19 protein-coding genes are annotated in these 25,577 nt (G+C 65.2%); 9 read left to right on the plus strand and 10 right to left on the minus strand.

From position 1 onward, the window contains the following. Window position 1 precedes the first annotated feature (1 nt). From NKG59_RS03375 to NKG59_RS03385, 3 genes are all read right to left on the minus strand, one after another. Entirely contained in the window at window positions 2–1,549 is a 1,548-nt protein-coding gene (locus NKG59_RS03375; protein ID WP_253535261.1) for a CoA-acylating methylmalonate-semialdehyde dehydrogenase, read from the minus strand. A gap of 54 nt (window positions 1,550–1,603) precedes the next feature. Further along, window positions 1,604–3,298, minus strand: a complete 1,695-nt coding sequence (locus NKG59_RS03380) for an AMP-binding protein (RefSeq protein ID WP_253535267.1) — start codon at window positions 3,296–3,298, stop codon at window positions 1,604–1,606. Between the two features lie 61 nt (window positions 3,299–3,359). Then, window positions 3,360–4,493 carry an acyl-CoA dehydrogenase gene (locus NKG59_RS03385; RefSeq protein WP_045202132.1) on the minus strand — a complete coding sequence of 378 codons (1,134 nt, stop codon included), beginning with the start codon at window positions 4,491–4,493 and terminating at the stop codon, window positions 3,360–3,362. Window positions 4,494–4,663: 170 nt separating this feature from the next. Here NKG59_RS03385 and NKG59_RS03390 point away from each other — a divergent pair, with 170 nt between their 5' ends. Then, window positions 4,664–5,680, plus strand: a complete 1,017-nt coding sequence (locus NKG59_RS03390; protein ID WP_253535269.1) for an AraC family transcriptional regulator — start codon at window positions 4,664–4,666, stop codon at window positions 5,678–5,680. Here the strand turns inward: NKG59_RS03390 and NKG59_RS03395 are convergent. Genes NKG59_RS03395 through NKG59_RS03405 form a run of 3 tightly spaced genes read right to left on the minus strand, consistent with a single transcriptional unit; the run spans window position 5,656 to window position 9,257 of the window. After that, entirely contained in the window at window positions 5,656–6,585 is a 930-nt protein-coding gene (locus tag NKG59_RS03395; protein WP_253535271.1) for a LysR family transcriptional regulator, read from the minus strand. The two genes, NKG59_RS03390 and NKG59_RS03395, sit on opposite strands and share 25 nt — an antisense overlap. A 6-nt stretch (window positions 6,586–6,591) precedes the next feature. Beyond that, window positions 6,592–8,796, minus strand: a complete 2,205-nt coding sequence (locus NKG59_RS03400; RefSeq protein ID WP_253535273.1) for a xanthine dehydrogenase family protein molybdopterin-binding subunit — start codon at window positions 8,794–8,796, stop codon at window positions 6,592–6,594. Continuing rightward, window positions 8,793–9,257, minus strand: a complete 465-nt coding sequence (locus tag NKG59_RS03405; protein ID WP_253535684.1) for a (2Fe-2S)-binding protein — start codon at window positions 9,255–9,257, stop codon at window positions 8,793–8,795. Before NKG59_RS03405 ends, NKG59_RS03400 begins: the two co-directional genes overlap by 4 nt. A gap of 134 nt (window positions 9,258–9,391) precedes the next feature. Here NKG59_RS03405 and NKG59_RS03410 point away from each other — a divergent pair, with 134 nt between their 5' ends. The 8 genes from NKG59_RS03410 to NKG59_RS03445 all read left to right on the plus strand — a co-directional run bounded on the left by NKG59_RS03410 (window position 9,392) and on the right by NKG59_RS03445 (window position 18,424). Further along, the gene (locus NKG59_RS03410) at window positions 9,392–10,285 is read left to right on the plus strand and encodes a LysR family transcriptional regulator (RefSeq protein ID WP_253535275.1); all 894 of its coding nucleotides are present in this window, start codon (window positions 9,392–9,394) and stop codon (window positions 10,283–10,285) included. A gap of 237 nt (window positions 10,286–10,522) precedes the next feature. Next, window positions 10,523–11,434 carry an amidohydrolase family protein gene (locus NKG59_RS03415; RefSeq protein ID WP_045202142.1) on the plus strand — a complete coding sequence of 304 codons (912 nt, stop codon included), beginning with the start codon at window positions 10,523–10,525 and terminating at the stop codon, window positions 11,432–11,434. A 28-nt stretch (window positions 11,435–11,462) separates the two neighbouring features. Beyond that, window positions 11,463–12,386, plus strand: a complete 924-nt coding sequence (locus tag NKG59_RS03420; protein WP_027679411.1) for an amidohydrolase family protein — start codon at window positions 11,463–11,465, stop codon at window positions 12,384–12,386. Between the two features lie 61 nt (window positions 12,387–12,447). Further along, window positions 12,448–13,839 (plus strand): UbiD family decarboxylase, encoded by a 1,392-nt coding sequence (locus NKG59_RS03425; protein ID WP_045202149.1) that lies wholly within the window; start codon window positions 12,448–12,450, stop codon window positions 13,837–13,839. Continuing rightward, window positions 13,836–14,477 (plus strand): UbiX family flavin prenyltransferase, encoded by a 642-nt coding sequence (locus tag NKG59_RS03430; RefSeq protein WP_253535277.1) that lies wholly within the window; start codon window positions 13,836–13,838, stop codon window positions 14,475–14,477. Before NKG59_RS03425 ends, NKG59_RS03430 begins: the two co-directional genes overlap by 4 nt. After that, window positions 14,474–15,592: a CobW family GTP-binding protein gene (locus NKG59_RS03435; RefSeq protein WP_253535278.1), complete on the plus strand. Its 1,119-nt coding sequence runs from the start codon at window positions 14,474–14,476 to the stop codon at window positions 15,590–15,592. Before NKG59_RS03430 ends, NKG59_RS03435 begins: the two co-directional genes overlap by 4 nt. Window positions 15,593–15,672: 80 nt before the next feature. Then, on the plus strand, window positions 15,673–17,016 hold the full coding sequence (locus tag NKG59_RS03440; protein WP_252694563.1) for a nucleobase:cation symporter-2 family protein: 1,344 nt from the start codon (window positions 15,673–15,675) through the stop codon (window positions 17,014–17,016). A 19-nt stretch (window positions 17,017–17,035) separates the two neighbouring features. Next, the gene (locus NKG59_RS03445) at window positions 17,036–18,424 is read left to right on the plus strand and encodes an amidohydrolase family protein (RefSeq protein ID WP_253535280.1); all 1,389 of its coding nucleotides are present in this window, start codon (window positions 17,036–17,038) and stop codon (window positions 18,422–18,424) included. A gap of 4 nt (window positions 18,425–18,428) precedes the next feature. Here the strand turns inward: NKG59_RS03445 and NKG59_RS03450 are convergent, their stop codons facing one another. The 4 genes from NKG59_RS03450 to NKG59_RS03465 all read right to left on the minus strand — a co-directional run bounded on the left by NKG59_RS03450 (window position 18,429) and on the right by NKG59_RS03465 (window position 25,453). Then, window positions 18,429–18,941 carry a GNAT family N-acetyltransferase gene (locus NKG59_RS03450; RefSeq protein WP_253535282.1) on the minus strand — a complete coding sequence of 171 codons (513 nt, stop codon included), beginning with the start codon at window positions 18,939–18,941 and terminating at the stop codon, window positions 18,429–18,431. Beyond that, entirely contained in the window at window positions 18,938–19,552 is a 615-nt protein-coding gene (locus NKG59_RS03455) for a flavin reductase family protein (protein ID WP_253535284.1), read from the minus strand. The genes NKG59_RS03450 and NKG59_RS03455 overlap by 4 nt, the downstream gene beginning before the upstream one ends. Before the next feature lie 607 nt (window positions 19,553–20,159). Then, window positions 20,160–22,727 (minus strand): cyanophycin synthetase, encoded by a 2,568-nt coding sequence (gene cphA / locus NKG59_RS03460; protein WP_253535286.1) that lies wholly within the window; start codon window positions 22,725–22,727, stop codon window positions 20,160–20,162. A 53-nt stretch (window positions 22,728–22,780) separates the two neighbouring features. Beyond that, complete coding sequence (locus tag NKG59_RS03465; RefSeq protein WP_253535288.1) at window positions 22,781–25,453, minus strand: cyanophycin synthetase; 2,673 nt, start codon at window positions 25,451–25,453, stop codon at window positions 22,781–22,783. Window positions 25,454–25,577 lie beyond the last annotated feature (124 nt).

Genomic DNA, 25,577 nt, shown 5'->3' on the forward strand with positions numbered 1-25,577 from the left:
ATCAGCGCAGGCTGATGGTGGTGTTCACGCCGCCGGCGTCGACCGCGTCATCAAACCAGCGCGCCGTCACCGTCTTCGTTTGCGTGTAGAACTGCACGACCTGCTTGCCGTATGGGCCCAGGTCACCCAGCTTGGAGCCACGCGAGCCGGTAAAGCTGAAGTACGGCACGGGCACCGGAATGGGAATGTTGATACCGACCTGCCCGACGTCGATCTCGCTCTGGAACTTGCGTGCCGATGCGCCGCTCTGCGTGAACAGCCCCACACCGTTGCCGAACGGGTTGGCGTTGACCAGCGCAATGGCGTCGTCCAGCGTGGGCACAGGCAGCACCAGCAGCACGGGGCCGAAGATTTCATTGGTGTAGATGTCCATATCGGTCTTCACATCGGTGAAGATCGTCGGGCCGATGAAGTTGCCGTCTTCGTAACCGGCCACGCGCACGTTGCGGCCATCGAGCGCCAGCGTGGCGCCCTGCTGCACGCCCGACTCGATCAGGCCGAGGATGCGCTGCTTGGCCGCGCGCGAAACGACCGGGCCGACGTCGGTGCCCGGCTCTACACCGGCATTCACCTTGAGCGTCTTGGCTTTCTGCACCAGGTCCGGCAGCCACTGCTGCGCCGCGCCCACCAACACAACCACAGACGTCGCCATGCACCGCTGCCCAGCCGCGCCAAAGCCCGCGCCAACCAGCGCATTGATCGCCTGCTCGCGGTTCGCATCGGGCAACACCACGGCGTGGTTCTTCGCGCCCATCATCGATTGCACGCGCTTGCCGTGCTCGCTGCCAAGGCGATACACATGCGTACCGACCGCCGTGGAACCCACAAACGAGATCGCCTTCACGTGTTCGTGCGTGCACAGAGCATCCACCACGTCCTTGCCGCCATGCACGACGTTCAGCACGCCGGGCGGCACGCCGGCTTCGAGTGCCAGCTCGACGAGCTGCATGGTCGACAGCGGGTCCTGCTCCGAAGGCTTGAGCACAAACGTGTTGCCGCACACGATCGCCATCGGGAACATCCACAGCGGAATCATCGCCGGGAAGTTGAACGGCGTAATGCCGGCACACACGCCAATCGGCTGGCGCAACGTGTAGGTATCGACCGCGCCGGCCACGTTCTCCAGAAACTCGCCCTGCTGCAGCGAGCCCACCGAGCATGCGTGCTCCACCACTTCCAGCCCGCGGAAGATGTCGCCTTCAGCATCGGGCAGCGTCTTGCCCTGCTCGGCCGTGAGCGTGCGCGCGATGCGCGGCGAGTGCTCACGAATCAGCGCCTGGAACTTCAGCATGATGCGCATGCGTGCGCCCACCGGCGTGTTCTTCCACGTGGCAAACGCGGCGTGCGCAGAGCGGATGGCCGCATCCACTTCGTCCGCCGTGGCAAATGGCACGCGCGCCAGCACTTCCTGCGTGGCGGGGTTGACGATATCGCGCCATTCCTTCGACTGCGATTCGACAAACTCGCCGCCAATCAGCAGCTTGACGGTGGGCGGGGTGTCCTGCTGTGCGGCAGGCTTGGCGGAAGCGAGAGAGGCAACGGCGCTCATGGGGGTCTCCTGGCGAATCGGTAGCGGTAGCGGGTTCAATGCGGGGTGGGCAAATCAGGCGAAGTCTTCTTCCCAGTACTCGCCGGGTAAGCGGGCGGGATTGGGCGTACGTTCAAGTTCGAGGCGGCGCAGTTCCACGCGCCGGATCTTTCCGGAAATGGTCTTGGGCAGCTCGCTGAACTGCAGGCGGCGGATGCGCTTGTAGGGCGCCAGCTTTTCGCGCGAGAAGAGGAATACGGCGCGCGCCAGTTCAGGGCCGGCTTCGTAGCCCTGGCGCACCGTCACGAACGCCTTGGGCACGGAGAGGCGCAGCGGATCGGAACTTGGCACCACGGCGGCCTCGGCAATGGCCTCGTGCTCAATCAGCACGCTTTCCAGCTCGAACGGGCTCAGGCGGTAGTCCGACGACTTGAACACATCATCGGTGCGGCCCACGTAGACGAAGTAGCCATCGTCGCGGCGCATGGCGACGTCGGACGTGTGGTAATAGTCGTTGCGCATCGCCTCGGCGGTGGCCTTTGCATTGTTGGCGTAGCCCTGCATCAAGCCGAGCGGGCGGTGCGAGAGCGGCAGCACGATTTCGCCTTCGCTGGCGGGCTGATCGTCGTGGTCGACCAGCTCCACGCGGTAGCCCGGCAGCGGGCGACCAACCGAACCGGGCACGACCGGCTGCCCCGGCGTGTTGCCGATCTGGCAGGTGGTCTCGGTCTGACCGAAGCCGTCGCGAATGGTCACGCCCCAGGCGCTGCGCACGCGCTCGATGATCTCGGGATTCAGCGGCTCGCCCGCGCCGACAATCTCGCGCAGCTTGACGGCGTACGACGCCAGCGGCTCCTGCACCAGCATGCGCCACACGGTGGGCGGCGCGCACAGCGTGGTCACGTTAAAGCGCACCAGCACGTCCAGCGTGTCCTTCGGCACAAAGCGCGCGTAGTTGTAGACGAACACGCAGGCCTGCGCGTTCCACGGTGCGAACAAGCAACTCCACGCATGCTTGGCCCAGCCGGGCGAGCTGATGTTCCAGTGGATATCGCCGGGCTGCAGGCCGATCCAGTACATCGTCGACAGATGGCCGACCGGATAGCTCTGGTGCGTGTGTTCGACGAGCTTCGGCTTGGACGTGGTGCCCGAGGTGAAATACAGAAGCAGCGGGTCGGTAGCGCGCGTCGCGCCGTCGGGGATGAACTGCGCGGGCGCCTCATAGGCTGCGCCCAAGTCGATCCAGCCATCACGCTGCGCGCCCACGGCAATGCGCTTGACGCTCGCATCAACACCGTCGAACTTGTGCAGCTCCGCCGCGTCCACGACCACGCAGTTCGCGCCGCCAAGTTCCACACGGTCGCGCACGTCATCCGGCGAAAGCTGCGTGGTGGCCGGCAGCACCACCGCACCCAGCTTCATCGCCGCGAGCATCACGTCCCACAGTTCAACGCGATTGGGCAGCATCAGCAGCAGGCGATCGCCACGCACGATGCCCAGCCCGCGCAGGAAATTCGCCATGCGCGACGAGCGCTCCGACATCTGCGCAAACGAAAGCTTCAACCCACCGCTTTGCGGGTCATCGACGATCCACAGCGCCGGGTTGTCGTTGCCGCGCGCCATCACATCGAAGTAATCGAGCGCCCAGTTGAACGTGTCCAGCTTCGGCCACGCGAACTCGCGATACGCGCGGTCGTAGTCGGTGCGATGGCGCAGCAGAAAATCGCGCGCTTCCACAAAACCCTGTGCTGCAGATACCGCTTCGTTCATCGTCGTCTCCTGGTCGGCGCGTTTGCGCTCTTTCGTGTTCGGTCGATGTGCGCGGTGCGTGCTAGACGTGCCGCGCGATCACCATCCGTTGGACTTCGCTGGTGCCTTCGTAGATCTGGGTAATGCGCGCGTCGCGGTAGTGACGCTCGACGGCGTAGTCGGCCAGGTAGCCGTAGCCGCCGTGGATCTGGATGGCGTTGGAGCAGATTTCCTCGGCCAGTTCCGACGCATAAAGCTTGGCCTGCGAGGCTTCCGACAGGCATGGCTTGTCTGCGCTGCGCAGGCGCGCCGCGTGATGAACGAGCAGGCGCGCCGCATTCAGGCGCGTAGCCATGTCGGCCAGCATGTTGGCGATGGTCTGGTGCTCGCGCAGCGCCTTGCCAAACTGGATGCGCTCATTTGCGTAGTTGCGCGCGGCATCGAATGCGGCGCGGGCAATGCCCACGGCTTGCGCGGCAATCCCGATGCGCCCGCCTTCCAGGTTCGACAGCGCGATCTTCAGGCCTTCGCCGCGTTCACCCAAGAGGTTTTCTTCAGGCACCGCGCAGTCTTCGAACGTGATCGGGCAGGTGTCCGACGCGCGAATGCCGAGCTTGTGCTCCGGCCGCCCAACATGGAAGCCTGGGGTGTCGGTCGGCACGATAAAGGCAGAAATGCCGCGCTTGCCGGCTTCGGGGTCGGTCACGGCAAACACGATGGCGATGTCCGCCCGCGCGCCGTTGGTCACGAATTGCTTGTTGCCGTTGAGCACCCACTTGCCATCGCGCAGCACGGCGCGGGTGCGCAGGTTGTTGGCTTCGGAGCCGGCGTGCGGCTCGGTCAGGCAGAACGCGCCAATCGCGCGGCCCGTGGCCAGATCCGGCAGATAACGCGCCTTCTGCGCCTCGGTGCCGAACTTCAGGATGGGGCCGCAGCCGACCGAGTTGTGCACGCTCATCATCGTCGCGCTGGCAGCGCACCCGGCGGCCACCTCTTCCAGGGCGAGCGCATAGGCCACGTAGTCGGTATACGAACCGCCCCACTCCGCCGGCACGATCATGCCCAGCAGGCCCAGCTCGCCCATCTCGCGCACCACGTCATCCGGCAGTGCAGCATCGCGGTCCCACTGCGCGGCGTTGGGCGCCAGGCGTTCGGTGGCAAAGTCGCGCGCAGCGTCGTGGATCATCCGCTGCTCTTCGGTATAGAAATCGTCCATCGCTTGGCTCTTGCTTGTTTGCTGACCGGGGCCGCGTGACGCTGCTTGTGCAGGCGCCTTACACTGTGCAGCCTGCGGCGCTTGGGTTCGATGGGGAAAAGTGTAGGCACGCGGCTGGGCGGCTTCGATGCCCGTCACGATCAACTTGCGTGAGCGGATTTGCCATACCGATGAAAAACAACGAAAAAGGAACCGTCTCTGTCAGTCTCGTCAACGAGGCCGTGACACGTGCGCGCGCGCATGGCGTCGACACGCAGCCCATCATGGCGGCCGCCGGCATCACGCCGCAGATGCTGGCGCAGCCGCGCAGCCGCGTGTCGTCCGCGCAGTACGGCGCGCTGTGGGCCGGCATTGCGCGGGCCATGGACGATGAGTTCTTCGGGCAGGATGCGCACCCCATGCGCTGGGGCAGCTTCGTAGCGATGACGCAGGCCGCGCTCACCGCGCGCACCGGCCGGCAGGCGCTGGCGCGGGCCGTCGGTTTCCTGCGGCTGGTGCTGGACGACCTGCATGTGCAAATCGAAGAGGGCCCGGACCGCGTGCGTCTCGTTTTTGTGCACCGCAAGGGCACGCGGGTGCCGCCCATGTTCACCTACGCCACGTGGCTCATCATGGTCTACGGCCTGGTGTGCTGGCTGGTGGGGCGACGCATTCCGTTCATTGCCGCGCGCTTCCGTTGTGCGGCGCCGCAAGACGCACAGGAATACCGCCTGATGTTTTGCGACGACATGGCGTTCAAGCAGGATGCGTCGTTCGTCGATCTTTCGCCGGCTTTCCTGGAACTGCCCGTCATCCAGACAGCAGCGTCCATCAAGACCTTTTTGCGCGACGCGCCGGGCAACTTCATCGTCAAGTACCGCAACCCGGATTCATTTGCGGCGCGCGTGCGCAAGACGCTGCGCAACCTGCCGGTCGCAAGTTGGCCCGCGTCTGACGCAATGGCGCTCAAGCTGAACGTGGCCGAAGCGACGATGCGCCGGCGTCTGAAGCTGGAAGGCCACACGTATCAGTCCATCAAAGACGACTTGCGGCGTGACATTGCCATCGGCCAGTTGCAGGACACGCGCCGCACGATCGCCGACATTGCCATCGCTGTCGGCTTTGCAGAACCGAGCGCCTTCCATCGCGCCTTCCGCAAATGGACGGGCATGCGGCCGACGGACTATCGGCTGACCGGCACAGACTGAGGCTGCGCTGCGACGGCGCCTTCGCTCGTGCCGCTCAGTTCCCGCAGCGTCTCCAGAAAGGCCTTGAGCACCGGCGAGTGATCGTCCACGCGATAGTGCACGTATAGCGGCACGGCCGGCAGCGCTGGCTCCAACGGCCGAAAAACCACACCAGGCGGCGCCAGATTGGCTGTGGAGCCGGGCAGCAGCGCCACGCCAAAGCCTGCGCTCACCAGCGCCAGCAGCGTCTGCACTTCGGTCACTTGCTGGCGCACCAGCGGCGCAAAGCCGGCCTGGATGCACAGATGCAGCAGGTGATCGGCAAAGCGTGAGCGTTTGGATTCGAATGCAACGAACGGCTCGCCGGCAAAATCGCCGAGCGCGAGGCTGGTGTGTCCGGCCAGGCGGTGCGTGGCCGGCAACGCCATCACGATCGGCTCGTGCTGCAGCAGCTCGCTGCGCACGGCGGGGTCTTCGTGGCCCAGCCGGAAGATGCATGCGTCGATGCGGCGCTCCTTGAGCGCGGCCACCTGCGCGGCGGGCGTCATTTCTTGCAGCCGCCATTCAACGCCGGGGTAGCGCTCGCGAAACTGGCGCAGCGCTTCGGGCAGCAGCCCCACCATCACCGAGCTGATCATGCCGATTTCCAGCTCGCCCACCTGGCCACGGCCTGCCTGCCGGGTCAGATCCAACGCGCGGTTGAGCTGTGCAAACACGAGCGGCGCTTGCTCTTTGAGCGTGTGGCCGGCCGCCGTCAGTTCTACGCGGTGGTGGCTGCGCACAAACAACGGCGTGCCGATCTCATCTTCCAACAGCCTGATTTGCTGGCTCAGCGGCGGCTGCGACATGAACAGGCGCGCCGCCGCACGGCCGAAATGCAGCTCGTCGGCCAGCACCGAGAAATAGCGCAGCAGGCGGATGTCCACGATGCGCTAAGCCTGCAGATCGAGCTTGAACGGCGTCTCGCGCTGGCGCTTGCCGGTCAACCGGAAGATGGCATTGGCAATGGCCGGCGCCACCGGCGGGTTGGCCAGCTCGCCCACACCGCCGGGCTTGTCGCGATTGCCATCGATGATGACGATATCGATGGCCGGCATGTCCGACATGCGCATGACGGGATAGTCGTGGAAATTGCTTTGCTGCACCGCCCCGCCATGGATGTCGATGCGATCGAACAGCGCATGGCCGAGGCCCCACATCAGGCCACCGTAAAGCTGCTCTTCCACGCCGGTGCGCGAGACGGCCAGGCCGACGTCGGCCACGCAGGTGAGCTTTTCGACGACGACGCGGCCGTCCTTACGCGCCACCTGTGCTACCACGGCGATGTAGCTGTCATACGCCTGGTGAGTCGCCACGCCCAGCGCATGCCCGTGGGCAGTTTTCCCCCATCCGGCACGCTGCGCGGCGGTGCGCAGCACGTCGACATGCCGTGGCCGATCGGCCATGTGGGCGACGCGGAATTCAACCGGATCACGCCGCGCCGCCGCAGCCAGTTCGTCCATGAAGCTCTCAGTGGCGAACACGTTGGGGATGAAGCTGACGGCCCGGTACCAGCCCGTCGGAATGCCCGTTTCGTGGCGCACCCAGCCGATGTCCATGTGGTTGGCACGGTATGGGAAGTCCCACTTCGAGATGGCCTCGGTGGTGCTGTAATCCATGCGGTCGGGGCGGTCGAAGTAGCCCGGCTCCCATTGTTCGGGGGAGGCAGGCGACACGGCGCGAATACGCAGCGCATCGAGCCGGCCCTGCGCATTGAGCGCGCCTTCGAGCTGGTGATACGTGGCGGGGTGTCCGTACAGCGCGCGCATCTCGTCTTCGCGGCTGTTCATCAGCTTGATCGGCACGCCAGTCTTCTTGGCAAGGTAGCTCGCCTCGAACAGCCAGTATTTGCTCTCACGCGCACCAAAGCTGCCGCCTGACACCATCTCGTGCATCACCACCTTGTCGCGCGGCACGCTGCAGATCGTCTCGGCCGCTTCCATGGCGGTGGACGGCACCTGGATGCCGCCCCAGTATTGGATGGCACCGTCCTTGAACCACGCGGTGATGTTGACGGGCTCCAGCGGGTTCTGTTGCTTGTAGGGCATGCGGTAGGCCGCCTTGATGCGTTTTGCCCCGTGCGCCATCGCCACGTCCGTATTGCCGCTCTGCACGGTGTGCACCACGCGCGCCTTGCCGCTGGCAAGCCATGCGGCCTGGTGCTGAGCGACGTGGCCGCTGTCGAAATCGGCGAAGGCGCTGTCGTCCCATTCCACCTTGAGGGCGGCGCGTCCTTTGTTGGCGGCCCAGTAGTCATCCGCCAGCACGGCCACGCCTTCCTGGTTGCCGCCCAGCACATCGGGCCGCATCGGAATCGTGATGACCTGGTGCACGCCGCGCACCTTCAGCGCGTCGGCGCTGTCGACGCGGCGCACGCGTGCACCCGGCATTGGCGCACGCTGCACCACCGCCACCAGCATGCCCGGCAACGACACATCGATGCCGTATTGGAACTGGCCTGTGGCCTTGGCCAGCGCGTCGCGTTTGTGCCGCAGCTTACCGATGTATTTGAAGTCCGCCGGGTTCTTCAGCGTCACATTGGCAGGCGAAGGCAGGCGACCTGCCGCATCGGCCAATTCGCCGTAGGTGGCCTTGCGGCCGTCGTTACAGATGACGGTGCCGCTGGCCGTGCTGCAGTTGGCGGCGGGCACACCCCAGCGTTGCGCTGCCGCGCTCACGAGCATCGCGCGCGCCGTGGCGCCGGCTTGCCGCAGGCGCACATATTCGAGCGACACACTGGTGCTGCCGCCGGTGGAATACACCTTCCAGATCGGGTGGATGTAATCGTGGAAGAACGGGTCTTCCGGCGTGATGACGGCAATGCGCATCGGGTCGACATCCAGCTCTTCGGCCACGCACGCCGCCAGCGCGGTTTGCGTGCCGGTGCCGGAATCGTGCTTGTGGACGACGATCTTTACGGTGTTGTCAGCCAGCACCCGCACCCAGGCATTGGGCTCGAACTCGCCTGCAGCCGTATCCTTGTCGGCGGCCAGCGCATCGGGCAAGCGAAAGCCGACTGCCAGCCCTGCCGTCAGCAGCGCGCTTTGCCGCAGGAAATGGCGGCGCGACGGTGTCTGCAATTCACGCGGCGCGCTCATGCCTTGCCTCGCTCGTCGGCGGCGCGCTTGATGGCCTGGCGGATGCGCCCGTAGGTGCCGCAGCGGCAGATGTTGCCGGCCATGGCATTCGTGATGGCTTCGTCGTTGACCGGCGTGCCTGCCGCCAGCAACGCGGCTGCAGACATGATCTGTCCGGACTGACAGTAGCCGCACTGCGGTACGTCTTCCGCCACCCAGGCACGCTGCAGCGGGTGCGTGCCGTCTTTCGACAGCCCTTCGATAGTGGTAACGCTGTGCCCGGCCGCCGCCGATACAGGCGTGATGCACGCGCGGATCGGTGCGCCATCCAGATGGACCGTGCACGCCCCACAGAAGCCGCCACCGCAGCCGAACTTGGTGCCCGTCAGTTTGAGCCGATCGCGCAACACCCACAGCAGGGGCATGTCGGCATCGGCGGCGTCAAGCGCGTGGGGCGCGCCATTGACCATAATCTCGGTCATCATTGTCTCCTCCAGAATCGGGCCGTCTCATGCGGCCGCGCCTGGCAGCAATATGAAGCCGCGCCCCGGCACCCGGCCAGCGACGATTTCTGCCAGGCCTTGTAAGTCGAACTAACAGCTCACCCACCGCCGCCATGTACAAGCGTTATCCGTCGATCCAGTCGATGCATGCCTTCCTGCAGGCCGCGCGCACCGGCAGCTTTACCAAGGCCGCGCAGCAACTGGACCTGACGCACAGCGCGATCAGCCAGCAGATTCGCTCGCTGGAGGAATTCATCGGCCAGCCGCTGTTCGTGCGTGAGGCGGGCGGCATCGTGCTGACCGATGCGGGCCAGCTCTTCGCGAGCATGCTCACCGACGGCTTCGGGCAGGTGGACCGGGCGCTGTCTTCCGTGCGCAACCGGCACGTGCCGCAAACGCTCATCGTCGATGTGGATAGCGAACTGGCGCAGGGCTGGCTCAATGCGCGCCTGCCGCAGCTGCTGGCGGCGCTGCCCGGCTACCAGGTGATGTTCCTGTCGACCACGCGCGGCGAGCGGCCGTCGTTCGAGCGCGTGGATGTCTCGCTGCGCTACGGCTACGGCGAATGGGATGACTGCGAGATGGCGCAGATCTGTGGCGACCACGTCACCGCGGTGGCGGCGCCGGCACTGCTGGAGCGCCATGGCGTGCAGGCGCCGCTGGCCCCATCGGCCGCGATGGCGCTGCCGTTGCTGGGCTACACGCGGCGCTCGTGGATTCCGTGGCTTGACGCCGCCGGCCTGGAGCCGCTGGAACCCGCCGTGGTGGCGGCATTCGACAACGCCGCAAACATGGTCGCCGCGGCTGAGGCGGGCATTGGCGTGGCACTCGTGCGGGGCCTGCTCGCGGCCGATGCGCTGCAGCATCGGCGCCTCGTCCCGCTGACGGACGTCGCCATCCCCGCGCACTACAACCTGTATGCCGTCTGGCAGCGCGGGCAGGGGCAACGTGCGCAGGCCGTGGTGAGCGCGGTGCAACAACTCGCGCGCGACACGCTGGGCGGCTGAGGCCGCTTCTCCCTCCGGCAGCTTGCCGATATCGGCAACGTATCAAGACCGCCGCCAAATAGTATTGGCCGGCCCCCGGCCCCGACTCCGATACTGCGCCCCAAGCAGCACGCATCCGGCATCACGCGATCCGGCGAGGGGAAGGCACATGCCTAGCAAAGCGCCACGCTGCCGCACGTGCCTGCCCTCACCGGGAAGCCATCACACGCTTCCTCCCAGTCATCAGGAGATCCAACGATGATCATCGACATCAGCTGCTACCCCACCGACCTGGTGGACCTCGCGTGGTGGCACGACGGCGACCCCTTTACCGGCGAGCGCCTGCTCGAAATGATGGACGGCCCCTACATGATCAACGGCAAGCCGCGCCGTATCGACAAGGCCTTCATCCAGCCGCCGCAGGGCAACACCATCTACACCTGGACGGACGGCGAGCTTTCGGGCCGCGAATCCATCGACGCCTACATGGCGTACACGCTCAAGATGGTGCAGACGTACCCCGACCGCTTCATCGGGTGCTTCGTCTACAACCCGCGCTGTGGCGTGCAGAACGGCGTGGAGGCCATCGAGCGCTACGTCAAGGAGCACGGCTTCAAGATGGTCCAGATGCAGGCCAACATGCATGCCTACCGGCCGGACCGCGCGCTCGACTGGGTGATGCCCGCGTTCGAGAAATGCGCCGAGCTGGGCGTGCCCGTCAAGCTGCATACGGGCGACGGCCCCTACAGCATTCCGTCGGAATGGATTCCGATGATCAAGCGGTTCCCGAACGTCGATTTCATCATGGCGCACTTCGGCGTGCAGACCGGCGGCGTCTACGTGTTCGAGCCGATGCAATGGGCCATGGAGCTGCCCAACGTGTATTGCGAATCGGGCTGGTGCCTGCAGTCGCGCATCGTCGAATTTGCCAAGGTGCTGCCCAAGCACAAGATCCTGTTCGGCACCGACACGCCGCCCAACGAACCCGGCATGTGGCTGCGCCTGCTGGAAGTGTTGTGCATGGACCCGCCGCAGGGCCTGAACCTCGATGAAGACACGCTCGAGGATTACCTGGGCAACAACATCGCCCGCATGATCGGGCTGGAGCCGACCCGTCCGCCCAAGACCGTGGCCGAAGCCGAAGCGCAGCTCGCGCTGGCAGCCGCCTGAGCCACCGCAGAACGCACGGAGCGCACACATGATTATCGATACGCATCTGCACCCGACCAACCTCGTTGACGAGGCCTGGCGCCACACCGGCACGCCGTTCAACGGCGAGCGCATGATCCAGCTGATGGATGGCCCCTACATGATCAACGGCAAGCCGCGCCGCATCGACATGGGTTTCATCCAGCCGCCGCCGGGCAACACCGGCTACCGCGACGGCAACCGCCGCGGCCGTGAAGGCATTCGCGACTACATGGCGTACATCGCTGAACTGACGCAGAAGTACCCCGACCGCTTCATCGGCAACTTCACGTACAACCCGCGCTGGGGCCCGGAGAACGGCGCGGCGGAGCTGGAATTCCACATCAAGGAATACGGCTTCAAGATGGTCAAGCTGCACGCCAACATGCACGGCTACCGGCCCGACCGCGCACTCGACTGGCTGCGCCCGGCCATGAAGGTCTGCGCCAAGTACAACATCGTGGTGCTGATCCACACAGGCGACGGCCCGTACACGATCCCGACGATGTTCTACCCGATCATCCGCGAGTTCCCGATGGTGAATTTCATCATCGGCCATTTCGGTATCCAGACCGGCGGCAACTACTCGTTCGAAGCGTTCTGGATGGCGATGGACACGCCCAACGTGTACTGCGAATCGGGCTGGTGCTTCCAGTCACGCATCGTCGAGTTTGCCAAGCAGTTGCCGCGCGACAAGATCGTCTTCGGCACCGATTCGCCGCCCAACGAGCCCGGCATGTGGCTGCGCGAGCTGGAGGTGCTGTGCTCGGCGCCGCCGCAAGGATTGGGCATCGATGAAGACCACCTTGAAGACTATCTGGGCAACAACATCGCGCGGCTGGTCGGCATCGAGCCCACCAAGCCGCCGAAGGACCTGGCGGAGGCGGAGCTGCGCCTGAAGTCGACCTACGTCCAGACAGCAGAAGCGGCCTGAGCGCCGATCCCGCAGGCGTCCGGCCTCTGTGGTCGGGCGCCCGCCCTTAGCGAGGTGTGCCATGAGCATGACCCGGCTTGGCGAAGGCCAGGATTTCCATGTCTTCGCCAATCTCTATCGCGAGCTGTATCCGGAAGATGTGCTGACCCTGCACAACGGCATCTCTGCCGATCAGGACGTCACCGCCGTCATTGACCAGCTTGCTGCGCGCAACCAGAGCCCGATGCTGGTCTGCGAGCAGGTCAGCGGCCTGCAGGTGCCGCTCGTCACCAACGTCTTTGCCTCGCGCACACGGCTGGCACGGCTGTTCGACGTCCTGCCCCATCAACTGCACGACGCGTTCCAGGCACGCGCCAATGCGCCCATCGCGCCGCGCGTCGTCTCGCATGGGCCCATCACCGAGGAAGTGATCGAGGGCGACGCAGTGGACGTTGCGCTGCTGCCGATGATCAAGCACTTCGAGAGCGACCGCGCGCCCTACATCACCAACGCCATCATCGTGGCCGAAGACCCGGTGACGGGCGTGGCAAACATGAGCTATCACCGCTCGATGCGCCATGCACGCAACGCATTGGCGACGAGCCTGCACTCGCGCGGCCACCTATGGCGCATGCTGCAGACCGCACGCGAGCGCGGTGACGTGCTGCGTGTTGCCATGGTGGTGGGCGCGCATCCGCTGTTCATGCTGGCCGCCGCCGCCCGCCTGCCATTTGGTGCCGATGAACGCGCTGTGGCTGGCGGCCTGCTCGGCGCACCGCTCGAAATCGTCCGCACGCCGCGCTACGGCATTGGCGTGCCCGCGGCAGCGGAGTTCGTGCTCGAAGGCACCATCGACCCTGCCGCCTATGCCGAGGAAGGCCCGTTCGGTGAGTTCACCGGCTATTCGTCGGACCGTTCCACCAACAACGTGCTGCGCATTGACACGCTGATGCGCCGGCGCGATGCCTGGCTGGTCGACGTGGTGGGCGGCCCATATGCGGAGCACCTCACGCTTGCCCGCCTGCCGCGCGAGGCCGAGATGAGTGAAAAGCTCAAGGCGCGTTTCCCATCGGTGACGGCGCTGCACTACCCGAACTCCGGCACGCACTTTCATTGCTACGTGGCGCTCAACCCAACGCGCGACGGCGAGGCCCGCCAGGTCATGCTCGCGCTGCTCGGATGGGACCCGTACCTCAAGACCGTGATTGCCGTGGATTCGGATATCGATCTGCAGCAGGACGAGCAGGTGCTGTGGGCCATGGCCACGCACTTCCAGCCGCATCAGGACGTCTTCATGGTCGACGGCCTGCCCGGCAGCCCGCTCGACCCATCGTCTTCGGTGCACGGCACGACCTCGCGCATGGGCATCGACGCCACGCGCGGCGCGGGCTTTGAAGGCATCCGCGCACGCATCGATCCGCAGGCCATTGCCCGCGCGAGCGACATCCTGCGCCAGGCCGGAGTGCGGCCATGAGTGCCCGCCACCTTCACGCTCCCAGCCGTCCACGCATGGTGGTCGGCATCAGCGGTGCGTCGGGCTTCATCTATGGCGTGCGGTTGCTTGAACTGCTGCGCGCTCTGGATGTGGAGACGCACCTGGTCGTCACGCGTTCTGCGCTGCTGACGATGGCGCACGAAACGCCGTACAAGCTCGCCGAAGTGATCGATCGCGCCACGCACTACCACCGTGCGGACGACATGGCTGCCGGCATTGCCAGCGGATCGTTCCGTGCGCTGGGCATGATCGTCGCGCCCTGCTCGATGAAGTCGCTCGCAGAGATCGCCACCGGCGTCTCGTCGACGCTGCTCACCCGCGCGGCAGACGTCACGCTCAAGGAACGCCGGCCGCTCGTACTGATGGCGCGCGAGACGCCATACACGCTGGCACACCTGCGCAACATGCAGGCCGTCACGGAGATGGGAGCCATCGTCGCGCCGCCCGTGCCGGCCTTCTATGCGCGCCCCAATACGTTGGACGACATGATCGACCACACCCTCGGCCGCGTGCTCGACCTGTTCGGGCTCGATGCCGGCACCGCCCTGCGCTGGGGCGAACACGCCTTACCCGCCTTCGTCCGTACCCCACCCACGCTTGACAAGGAGACTGCATGAAACCCCAAACCACGGCGCACGCTGCGCTTCCCGGCCCGAACACCAAGATTCCGGTCACCATCCTCACCGGCTTCCTGGGGGCCGGCAAAACCACGCTGCTGAACTTCATCCTGCGTGAGAACCACGGCCGCAAGATCGCCGTGATCGAAAACGAGTTCGGCGAGGTCGGCATCGACGGTGGGCTGGTCATGGCCTCGGAGAACGAAGAAATCTACGAGATGGTCAACGGCTGCGTGTGCTGCACGGCCGAGGTGCGCGAAGACCTCGTGCGCATCGTGCGCCAGCTTGTCGCGCGGCCCGAGCGGCTCGACCACATCCTGGTGGAAACCAGCGGCCTGGCCGATCCGTATCCGGTAGCGCAGTCGTTTTTCATTGACGACCCGATCGCCGAACACGTGGAGCTTGACGCCATCGTCACCATGGTCGATGCCAAGCACATCGGCGCGCATCTGGACGACCTGCACCTGGACGGCGTCGACAACCAGGCCGTCGACCAGATCGTCTGCGCAGACCGCATCGTCATCAACAAGGTGGATCTCGTGAACAGAGACGACATCGACGCGCTGCGCGGGCGCATCCGCGGGTTGAACGCCACGGCCGACATCGTCACCTCCAGCTATGCCGAAATCGATCTCGACAAGATCATCGGCGTGGGCGCGTTCGAAGCCACGCAGAAACTGCTGGAGATCGGGGCGCACGCTGGGCATGGCGAGCATGACGATGACGAACACAACCATGAACATGAGCATGCCCATGCCGAGGCTCACGAACATGAATACGAACATGAATACGAACACGAGCACGACCACCAGCACGATCCGAGCGTCTCGTCCGTGGGCTTTGACGTGCCGGCCGACGTGGACCTCGTCCGCTTTCATACCTGGATCGATAACTTGCGCACCGAGCACTCGGAAACGCTGTTCCGCATGAAGGGCATCCTGGCCGTGAAGGGCCAGGCGCAGCGCTACGTGCTGCAGGGCGTGCACAGCCTCATCGACTTTCGCGCAACGCAGCCCTGGGGCAGCGAAGCGCGCAGCAGCAAGATCGTCTTCATCGGCCGCGACCTCGATCGTGCGGCCCTGCAGGACGGTTTCAACGCGTGTCTGGCGGCGTGAGCATGCCATGACATGACATCCCCCTGACCCGAGGGCGGCTCCTGGCACGCCCCGGGCATGACAACGATAGGAGACAAACCATGACAACAGCCGTACACCCGGTCGACCAGATTCTGTCGACCCGACAGATGTTGACGTTGGGCTTGCAGCATATGGCGGTGTCGTACATCGGCGCCATTGCGGTGCCGATGATCATTGCATCAGCACTGAAGATGTCGCAGGCGGACACCATTGTCCTCATCAGCACCACGTTGTTCTGCTCGGGCATTGCCACGCTGTTACAGACCATCGGGTTCTGGAAGTTCGGGGTGCGGTTGCCGATCCTGCAGGGGGTGGCATTCAGCAGCGTGGGGCCGGTGATTGCCATCGGCACCAACCCTGCCGTAGGTTTCGCGGGCGTGTGCGGCGCGGTCATTGCGGCCGGGCTGTTTACGCTGCTCGCCGCACCGCTGGTGGGGCGGCTGCGGCGATTTTTTCCACCGGTGGTCACGGGCTGCATCGTGACCGTCATCGGCCTGCAGCTCTTTCCCGTCGCGTATGACTGGGTGGGCGGAGGACGCAACGCCGCCAATTTCGGTGCGCCGTCGTTTCTGCTGGTGGCCGTGGTCGTGGTTGCCACCATCCTGCTCATCAACCGCTTCGGCAGCCCGCTGCTGCGTAACCTTGCTGTGCTGGTGGGCATGATCGTCGGCACGTTGCTCGGCTGCGCCATGGGCATGGGCAACTTCCACGGGGTGGCTGAAGCGCCGTGGGTCACGCTGCCGGTGCCGTTCCACTTTGGGGTGCCCGTATTTGCGGTGGTGCCCGCACTCACCATGATCGTGGTGATGATCGTGCAGATGGTGGAATCGATGGGCCTGTTCCTGGCCATTGGCGACATCGTCGAAAAGCCGATCGAAGAAGAGGAAGCCATCAACGGCCTGCGCGCCAACGGCCTGGCCAGCGCCATTGCGGGTATGTTCGCGGCCTTCCCGTTCATAGCGTTCATGGAGAACGTCGGCCTCGTGGTGCTGACCGGTGTGCGCAGCCGCTGGGTGGTGGCTGTGAGCGGCGTGCTGATGTGTCTCGTAGCACTCGTGCCGAAGGCCGGCGCAGTAATTGCGGCCACGCCATCGGCCGCATTGGGCGGCGCCGGCATTGCCATGTTCGGCGTGGTGGCCGCAGCAGGCATCCAGACCCTGGCACGCGTCGACTACGAGCACAACCGCTACAACGTGCTCATCGTGGGCTTCACGATTGCCGCCGCGCTGGTGCCGGTGCTCGCACCCACGCTGTTCAAGGCCCTGCCCGACTGGACGCAACCGTTCCTGCACAGCGGCGTGGTCATCGCCTGCCTGGTCTCCGTAGCGTTGAACCTGCTGCTCAACGGCACCGAAGAAGCGCACGTTCCGGCGTCTGTGGTGCGCACAGCGGGCCGCGCCTGATCATCCATTGGACAACTCCATGCACAACACGCCTCAAGACATCCTCGTTCGCCGCCCCATGGCCGTCATGACCGGCTTGCGCGGCGACGCTGCCCGCGCCGGTGCGGTCGATATCCGCATCGCCGGCGGCCGCATCGCCGAGATGGGCGCGGACCTCATGCCGCGCCCTGGCGAGCGGGTCATCGACGCCAGCGATTGCATCGTCTACCCGGGCTGGATCAACACGCACCACCACTTGTTCCAGAACCTGCTCAAGGCCGTGCCGGAAGGCATGAACCAGGACCTGCAAGGGTGGCTGGCCAGCGTGCCGTATCCGCGCTTGCCGCTCTTCACGCCGGAATTGATGCGCACGGCTGCGCGGCTGGGCATGGCGGAGCTGCTGCTGTCAGGCGCCACCACCTGCGCCGACCACCACTACCTCTATCACGCAGGCGGCAGCACCGAATCGGGCGACATGTTGTTCAACGTTGCCGATGAATTCGGCATGCGCTTCGTGCTGTGCCGCGGCGGCACCATCGAATCTGCCAGCAGCCACCCGGGCTTCTCGAAGACGGCGCTGCAGCCCGAGACGCTCGACCAGATGCTGGCCGACATCGAGCGGCTCAAGCACCGCTATCACGACGACGCCCCCGATTCGATGCGCCGCGTGGTGGTGGCACCGACCACACCGACGTTCTCGTTGCCGCCGGCGTTGTTGGTGGAACTGGCCCATGCGGCGCGCGGCATGCACCTGCGCATGCATACGCACCTGTCAGAGACCGACAACTACGTGCGCTTCTGCCGCGAGAAATACAACTGCCTGCCGGTGGAGTTCGTAGCCGAGCACGAGTGGCTCGGTCCGGACGTCTGGTTCGCGCACCTCGTGCACCTGCAGCCGTCGGAGATTCGCATGCTCGCGCAAACGGGGAGCGGCATCGCGCATTGCCCCGTCAGCAACAGCCGGCTGGGCAGCGGCATCGCACCGGTGCCGCAACTGGCGGCGGCTGGTGTGCCGGTGTCTTTGGGCGTGGATGGCGTGGCGTCCAACGAATCCGGCAGCATGACCGGCGAGGTCAACACCGCTTGGCTGATCCACCGTGCCACCCAAGGCGCCAGTGCCACCACCGCTGAAGATGTCATTCACTGGGCGACCGCTGGCGGCGCGCGCGTGCTTGGCTTGAGTGAAGTCGGCACGCTGCAGGTCGGGCAAGCGGCCGATCTTGTGCTCTACGACATCAACCACCCGCGCTTCTACGGCTTCCACGATCCGGCGCTCGCGCCCGTGGTGGCCGGCGAGCCCATTGCCGTGCGCACCAGCATCATCGGCGGCCGTGTCGTGGTGGACGAAGGTGTGGTGTGCGGGCTGGATGTGGCACGCATCCGCGCTGAAGCCAGCCAGGGTGTGGCGGACCTGATGGCATGCGCCTGACGGGTCAGACGTCGAGCCGCAGCGCCATGTGTTCTTCGTCATAGAAGCGGTTACCGACACGCATGGCGCGGCGCTCGATGCCGAAGGTCTCGAAACCCGCGTTGCGATACAGCGCTTGCGCACGCGGGTTTTCGGCGTTCACGCAGAGATGAATCTGCAGCACCTGTGCAGCACGCGCATGCGCAACGGCCGCGTTGAGCAGCCGGCCGGCAATGCCGCCTCGCCGATGCGCAGGGTCAACAAATACGCCCCACAGCACAGCCTTGTGCGCGACTTGCGCGAGCGCTTCACGCCGCAACCCGGCAATGCCGATCAGTTCGCGCCCCGCAAAGGCACCAAACACGATCTGGTGCTCAGTCGCCCGGATGCGGTTGCGGGTTTCCTCCAGCGTGCGCGCCGACTCTTCATCGTGCGTCGGCCAGATGGCGGTGGGCGCGTCTTGAATGGCTTTCAGACGCAGCGCCTTGAAGGCCTCGGCGTCCTCGCCGATCAATGGGCGGATGGCGACGTCGCTCATGGCTGTTTGGGCTCCACGATGAATGCATCGCCGGTCTCAAAAAATGCACCGCCTGCGAGGTAATGCACGGTCTTGCTGCCCGCATCGGTAAAGTGCCAGCGGCCGTTGCTGAACAGCGCTGGGTCTGCCCAGGCGGCTGTCACTTCTGCGATGAAAAGGTCGTAGCGTTTCTCGTTGTGCGGTTCGGGAATGACCCGGCATTCCAGCCATCCTGCGCAGCCGGCCACCAGCGGCACATCGATCGTGCGGGCGGGCATGGTGGCGAGGCCGAGCGCATCGAACTTGTCGCCATCGCGGCCCGAGAGCGTGCCCACCGCGAGCGTGGTCTCAGCAATTGCGCGGGTGGGGATGTTCAGTGCAAAGACACCGGAAGCCTCGATCAGCTCGCGCGTGAGAGTGCGGCTGTCGACCACGACAAGCACCTTGGGCGGATCAAAGTCGAGCGGCATCGCCCAGGCGGCTGCCATGACGTTGCGCACGCCGTTGTGGGCGCTGGTGACCAGTGTGGTCGGGCCGTGGTTCAGGAGGCGGTAGCACTTCGCCAGTTCTACTGGGGCGAGCGTGGTGGGATTGGACATGATGGCGAGGGGACTAAGGGGACGCGTCATCATAGGCCAACGATGTTGAGGGTGGTTTGGTGTTGGTTTTTTTGTTGTTGGTGCATCCCTTGTTTCATCCCCTGCCGGGGCTGACTCACTTTCTTTGGTCTTGCCAAAGGAAAGTAAGCAAAGAAATGCGCGCCCGAGATGGCGAAAGATTCCTTGAATTTATGTCGCAGGGAGGGAGGAGAGGCAAACTCGCTGCGCTCAAACAGGCCTCCCCTCTTTTTCCTCCCTGCAACAGAAATTCAAGGCGCCATCTAGGGCAGGTACGTCAAAGGCCAAAGACAACGACCACGCCCTCGGGGCGCCAGCCCAAACGAAAAAGCCAACCGCGCGATGGGTTGGCCTTTCTCTTTTGACGTTGAGCCCTTGATGGCGCCTTGAATTTTCGTAAGCGGGCGGAAAAAAGGCGGGGAACTGTCTGAGCGAAGCGAGTTTTCCCCGCCTCCGCCCGGTTACGCAAATTCAAGGAGTCTTTCGCCATCTCGGGCGCGCCTTTCTTTTGCTTACTTTTCTTTGGCAAGACAAAGAAAAGTAAGTCGGTCCCGGCAGGGAACGAAAGGGGGATGGACCACAAAAAACAAATCCCAGCGAACCCCATCAACCGGGCCAAAACTCACTCCCCAACCCGCTTAGCAATATGCTCCAGTGCCTCCTCCACCTGATCAATCAAAATCAGGCAGAGATCACCTGGCTGCAACCGCCCCAGCGCCGTGTCGATCGCCAGGAATTCACCACGGATTTCATCAACGCGGCTCGTGCGCGATGCACCCTGCAGCCCTTCACGTAGCAGCGCGAGCACCTCGCCATCCTCACGCCCACGCTGACACTGATCCTCATACAACACGACGTCGTCAAACACGCCACCCAGAATCTGCGTCTGGCGACGGATATCCTCGTCGCGGCGATCGCCAGCCCCGCTGATCACCACCGAGCGGCGCTGGGCCGGCATGGTGGCCACGGCGTTGCATAGCGCCTGGATGGCGTCGGGATTGTGGCCGTAGTCGGCGATGAGCGTGGCGCCCTTGTAATCGAATACGTTGAAGCGGCCGGGCGCGGTGGCGGCGTCGTTCACAAAGGTCGCGAGGCCGCGGCGGATGATCGCCCAATCGATGCCAAGCGCCCATGCAGCAGCAATCGACGACATCGCGTTTTCAACCTGGAAGCCGATGGTGCCGTTGCGCGTAAGCGGAATGTCGGCCAGTGCAATGCGCGTTTCGTTGGCGCCTTCGGTGGCCACAATCTCTGCGCCATCGACAAACACCACGCGCTTACCCTGCGCGCGGTGCAGGGCCATGGTCGGCAGGCTGGCGTCATGCGCGAAGAACGTGACCGATCCGGGGCAGCCGTCGGCCATGCGCGCGACCATCGGGTCGGCGGCGTTCAGGACCGCCATGCCGCGCGGCGCCACGTTCTGCACGATCACGCTCTTGAGCACGGCCAGGTCTTCCACCGTGCTGATGTAGTTCAGGCCCAGGTGGTCGCCTTCGCCCACGTTCGTCACGACCGCCACGTCACAGCGGTCGAACGCGAGGCCTTCGCGCAGCAGGCCGCCGCGCGCGGTTTCGAAGACGGCAGCGTCGACGTCCGGATGCAGCAGCACGTTGCGCGCGCTGCGCGGGCCGCTGCAATCACCGGTGTCGATGCGCTGGCCCTGGATGTACACGCCGTCGGTGCCGGTCATGCCCATGCGCAGGCCACTGGTGGCGAGCAGATGCGTGATCAGGCGCACCGTCGTCGTCTTGCCGTTGGTGCCGGACACGGCCACCACGGGAATGCGCCCGTCGTCGCCGTCGGCAAACATCGTGGAGACGATCGCCTCGCCCACGGCACGGCCCTTGCCGTACGACGGCTGCAAATGCATGCGCAAACCCGGCGCGGCGTTGACTTCCACAATGCCGCCGGCCTGGTCCTCGAACGGCTTGAGCATCGTTTCACACACGGCGTCCACGCCGCAGATGTCGAGGCCGACCATCTGTGCTGCCGCCACGGCACGCGCCGCGATGGCGGGGTGCACATCGTCGGTCACGTCGGTGGCGGTGCCGCCTGTGGAGAGGTTCGCGTTGTTGCGCAACACCACGCGCGTGCCCTTGGGCGGCACGGCGTCGGCGCTCAGGCCCTGCTTGGCGAGCGTGGCCAGCGCAATGTCGTCAAATCGGATTTTCGTGAGCGACGTGGCATGCCCTTCGCCGCGTCGCGGGTCGCGGTTTACTTCGTCAACAAGCTCACGCACGGTGTGCTTGCCGTCGCCAATGACTTGCGGCGGGTCGCGGCGTGCAGCCGCCACCAGGTGCTTGCCCACCACGAGCAGGCGGAAATCGTGGCCCGGAATGTAGCGCTCGACGATCACGTCCGACGAAATGTCGGCCGCGACCTCATAGGCCGTCATCACTTCTTCGCGCGTGCGGATGCGCACGGCCACGCCTTTGCCCTGGTTGCCGTCGCGCGGCTTGACCACGACCGGGCCGTGGATTTCCTGCGCGGCTTCCCAGGCTTCCTCTGCGCTGCGCACCGAACGGCCCAGCGGTACCGGCACGCCGGCCGCGTGCAGCAGGGTCTTCGTCAGATCCTTGTCCTGCGCAATGGATTCGGCCACGGCGCTGGTCATGTCGGTTTCGGCGGCCTGGATGCGGCGCTGCTTGCTACCCCAGCCAAACTGCACCATCGAGCCCTGCGTAAGACGGCGGTACGGAATCCCGCGCGCCACGGCGGCGTAGACGATGGAGCCGGTGCTGGGCCCCAGGCGCACGTCTTCGTCCAGCTCGCGCAGGCGGTGCAGCGCGTCGTCCAGATCGAACGGCTGATCGTCGCGTGCAGCCAGGCAAAGTTGGCCGGCCAGCTCGAATGCCAGTCGGCCCACCTCCTCTTCGCTGTATTCCACGACGACCTGATACGTGCCCGGTTCGAGCGTGGGCTCGGTGTGGCTGAACGTCACCGGGCAACCGGCGGCAGCTTGCAGGCCCAGCGCGGCGGCTTCCAATGCGTGCGCAATCGATGGCGCGTCGGCTTCGTCATCTGGGCGCAACGGGCCAATCGCCGGAAAGCGCGCGCGCAGGCGGTCTTCAAAGCCCGGCAGTTCGGCCAGCAATTGGGATTGATCCGAGCAGGCCACGATGGCTTCGATGGCCGTATGGCGGCACCAGAGATTTGGGCCGCGCAAGGCCCGGATACGAGAGACTTCCATGCAATCAGCTTTCCGTTGTGCTTTGGGCGTTCTTTTGGATTCAGGCCCGATCGTCAGTTCTGGGATTCGGCGCGGCCCATCCACTGGTGTACCTGCTCGACGGTGCCCTCGATGGCGCACTCGTCGCATTGCAGGACCAGCAGGTCGCCTGCCGTGAGCTGCGAGAGCGCCGCATCCACGACATCCCGGCGCTTGGCCCCTTCGACGACGACTTCAGCCACGCGACCGCCCGCCTGCAGCCCTTGTTTGAGCAGCGCGCGTGCTTGGCGATCGAACTCGGCATCGGTGCGCTTGACGCTGGCGTCTTCGCACAGCAGCACGCGATCGAACGTCTGACCGATGACGGTGCCTTGCGCCACCAGGTCTTCGTCGCGGCGTTGCAGGCCGGCACCGAATACGAGCGTGCGGCGTTGGGCGGGGAAGTTGTCCAGCGCGGCGGCCAGGGCTTCCAGCGCCGAGGCGTTGTGCGCGTCATCCACCACGATCGTGGCGCCGTGGTGCTGGAACAGCGTGAAGCGGCCCGGCACGTCCACCTGGCCCACATCGAAGGTGACGATGCCGGCGCGCATCAGGTCGTTGGAAATGCCCAGCGCCCAGCCGGTGGCCACGGCGGCCAGTACGTTCTCAAGTTGGAACGGGACGCGGCCCGCGTAGGTCAGCGGAATGGCCGACACATCGGCCAGTGCCAGTTCGGTCGGGCCGGTGGCGAGCACCACCTTACCGTCACGCACGAACACGGCCCGTTTGCCAGCGGCGCGGTGCGCGGCAATGGCTTCCAGATCGCCCGACAACGCGAAGAAGATCACTTCGCCGTCGCACAGGTCGGCCATTTCAACGAGGCGCGCATCGGCGGCATTGAGCACGCCCACGCCAGACTTCAGCACAACGTCAATCTGCGTGCGCAGAACGCTGTACATGCGGTCTTCGTCTTCGACGTAGAAGTCGCCCAGGTGATCGGGCTTGCCGAAGTTGGTGACAACACCGACCTGGCAACGGTCATACGGCAATCCTTGCGAGAGGATCATGCCGCTGTCGCTCTCGAACACGGCGGCTTCCACCGCGCGATTCATCAGGATGCGGTGGCAGGCGTCCCACGCAGCGCGGTCGCCATGACCGCCTCGGTTGTTGCTCGCCTCGACCTGGCGGCGGTCCAGGAACAGGCCATCGCTGCAGCCCAGGCCCGTGTGCTTGCCCGAGAGCTGCAGCAACTGCGCAACCAGCTTCGCGACGACGGTCTTGCCGTTGGTACCCGTGATGCCGACGATGGGAATGCGGCCGTCGTCTTGCGCGCCGTCCTTGTCGGAAAACAGGTGATCCACAATCGCGCGGCCCACAGGGCGGGGTTCGCCCTGGGCCGGCCGAATGTGCATCAGCAAGCCCGGCCCGGCGTTGACTTCCACAATGGCGCCGCGCTGCTCATCGAGCGGGCGCGAGATGTCATCGGCCACCAGATCCACGCCGGCAATGTCGAGCCCGACCACCCGCGCCGCCAGCGACGCATGCGCGGCCACGCTCGGGTGCACGCGATCAGTCACGTCAAAGGCGACGTTGCCATTGCGCTGGATCAGCACGCTGCGGCCTGCGGGCGGTACGGCGCTGCCGTCGGCATAGCCCTGGCGCTTGAGTTCGAGGAGTGCGGCAGAGTCCAGGCGCACGCAGTTCAGCGGGTGTTCTTCGGTGCTGCCGCGGCGCGGGTCGGAATTGATCTGCGATTCGATCAGTTCTTCGATGGTCGAGGTGCCATCGCCGATCACCGACGCGGTTTCGCCCATCGCCGCCGCCGCCACGCGGCCGCCCACGACCAGCAGGCGGTGTTCGTTGCCCGAAACAAAGCGCTCGACGATCACGCCGTTGCCTTCCTCGATGGCCACGGCGTAAGCGGTTTCCACCTCTTCGCGGGTCATCAGGTTCGTGAACACGCCGCGGCCGTGGTTGCCGTCGTACGGCTTGACCACCACCGGCACGCCGATGTCTTCGGCGGCGTCCCAGGCGTCTTCGGCGTTATCGACCATGCGGCCTTCCGGCACGGGCACGCCGCATGACTGCAGCAGGCTCTTGGTCAGGTCCTTGTCGCGTGAGATCGATTCTGCAATGGCGCTGGTACGGTCGGTCTCGGCCGTCCAGATGCGGCGCTGGCGTGCACCGTAGCCGAGCTGCACGAGGTTGCCGTCCGACAGGCGGATGGACGGGATATTCCGGTCATCGGCGGCATCGACGATGCAGGCGGTGCTGGGGCCGAGGCAGTGCTCGTCCACCAGGTCGCGCAGCGTTTCGACGGCCGCATCCACGTCGAACGGGCGGTCTTCAATGGCCGCCATGACCAGGTCACGGGCGGCCAGCAGGGCAGCGCGGGTCACGTCTTCGTGCCAGGCACGGACGATCACCTTGTACACGCCGCGCACCGGGGTCTCGCGCGCCTTGCCGAAACCACCGGGCATGCCGGCCAGGTTCTGCAATTCCAGGGTGACGTGTTCCAGGATGTGGCCGGGCCAAGTGCCTTCCTTCAAGCGCATCAGGAAGCCGCCGCGCACGCCGGGGCTGCAGCGGTGCTCGATCAGCGTTGGGAGCCATGTCGACAGGCGCTCGTAGAACCCCGGAATCGTGTTGGAAGGAAAATCCTCCAGTTCACCAATGTCGACCCATGCCTCGAGCACTGGCCGATATGTCCACATATTCGGGCCGCGCAGCGACATGACATCGAGAATCTCAATGTCCTTCTTCTTCATTGAATTTGCTTGGAAGCAGGGGGCGATGTACCCGTGAATTGGTCCGTGGAATCGAACCGTTACCTTTCAATAACGTTACAACGGCGTCGGCGTTGACGTCTTGAGCCCGAAGTGCGTTGTGCAG

Origin of the sequence: Ralstonia chuxiongensis (assembly GCF_024158925.1) — a bacterium.
GTDB lineage: Bacteria > Pseudomonadota > Gammaproteobacteria > Burkholderiales > Burkholderiaceae > Ralstonia > Ralstonia chuxiongensis.

Coding starts and splice junctions, on each gene's coding strand:
- NKG59_RS03420 (WP_027679411.1), top strand. CDS start 11,463: ATGATTATCGATACGCATCTGCACCCGACCAACCTCGTTGACGAGGCC.
- cphA (WP_253535286.1), bottom strand. CDS start 22,727: ATGGAAGTCTCTCGTATCCGGGCCTTGCGCGGCCCAAATCTCTGGTGC.
- NKG59_RS03410 (WP_253535275.1), top strand. CDS start 9,392: ATGTACAAGCGTTATCCGTCGATCCAGTCGATGCATGCCTTCCTGCAG.
- NKG59_RS03430 (WP_253535277.1), top strand. CDS start 13,836: ATGAGTGCCCGCCACCTTCACGCTCCCAGCCGTCCACGCATGGTGGTC.
- NKG59_RS03380 (WP_253535267.1), bottom strand. CDS start 3,298: ATGAACGAAGCGGTATCTGCAGCACAGGGTTTTGTGGAAGCGCGCGAT.
- NKG59_RS03450 (WP_253535282.1), bottom strand. CDS start 18,941: ATGAGCGACGTCGCCATCCGCCCATTGATCGGCGAGGACGCCGAGGCC.
- NKG59_RS03385 (WP_045202132.1), bottom strand. CDS start 4,493: ATGGACGATTTCTATACCGAAGAGCAGCGGATGATCCACGACGCTGCG.
- NKG59_RS03440 (WP_252694563.1), top strand. CDS start 15,673: ATGACAACAGCCGTACACCCGGTCGACCAGATTCTGTCGACCCGACAG.
- NKG59_RS03465 (WP_253535288.1), bottom strand. CDS start 25,453: ATGAAGAAGAAGGACATTGAGATTCTCGATGTCATGTCGCTGCGCGGC.
- NKG59_RS03455 (WP_253535284.1), bottom strand. CDS start 19,552: ATGATGACGCGTCCCCTTAGTCCCCTCGCCATCATGTCCAATCCCACC.
- NKG59_RS03435 (WP_253535278.1), top strand. CDS start 14,474: ATGAAACCCCAAACCACGGCGCACGCTGCGCTTCCCGGCCCGAACACC.
- NKG59_RS03400 (WP_253535273.1), bottom strand. CDS start 8,796: ATGAGCGCGCCGCGTGAATTGCAGACACCGTCGCGCCGCCATTTCCTG.
- NKG59_RS03445 (WP_253535280.1), top strand. CDS start 17,036: ATGCACAACACGCCTCAAGACATCCTCGTTCGCCGCCCCATGGCCGTC.
- NKG59_RS03415 (WP_045202142.1), top strand. CDS start 10,523: ATGATCATCGACATCAGCTGCTACCCCACCGACCTGGTGGACCTCGCG.
- NKG59_RS03405 (WP_253535684.1), bottom strand. CDS start 9,257: ATGACCGAGATTATGGTCAATGGCGCGCCCCACGCGCTTGACGCCGCC.
- NKG59_RS03390 (WP_253535269.1), top strand. CDS start 4,664: ATGAAAAACAACGAAAAAGGAACCGTCTCTGTCAGTCTCGTCAACGAG.
- NKG59_RS03375 (WP_253535261.1), bottom strand. CDS start 1,549: ATGAGCGCCGTTGCCTCTCTCGCTTCCGCCAAGCCTGCCGCACAGCAG.
- NKG59_RS03425 (WP_045202149.1), top strand. CDS start 12,448: ATGAGCATGACCCGGCTTGGCGAAGGCCAGGATTTCCATGTCTTCGCC.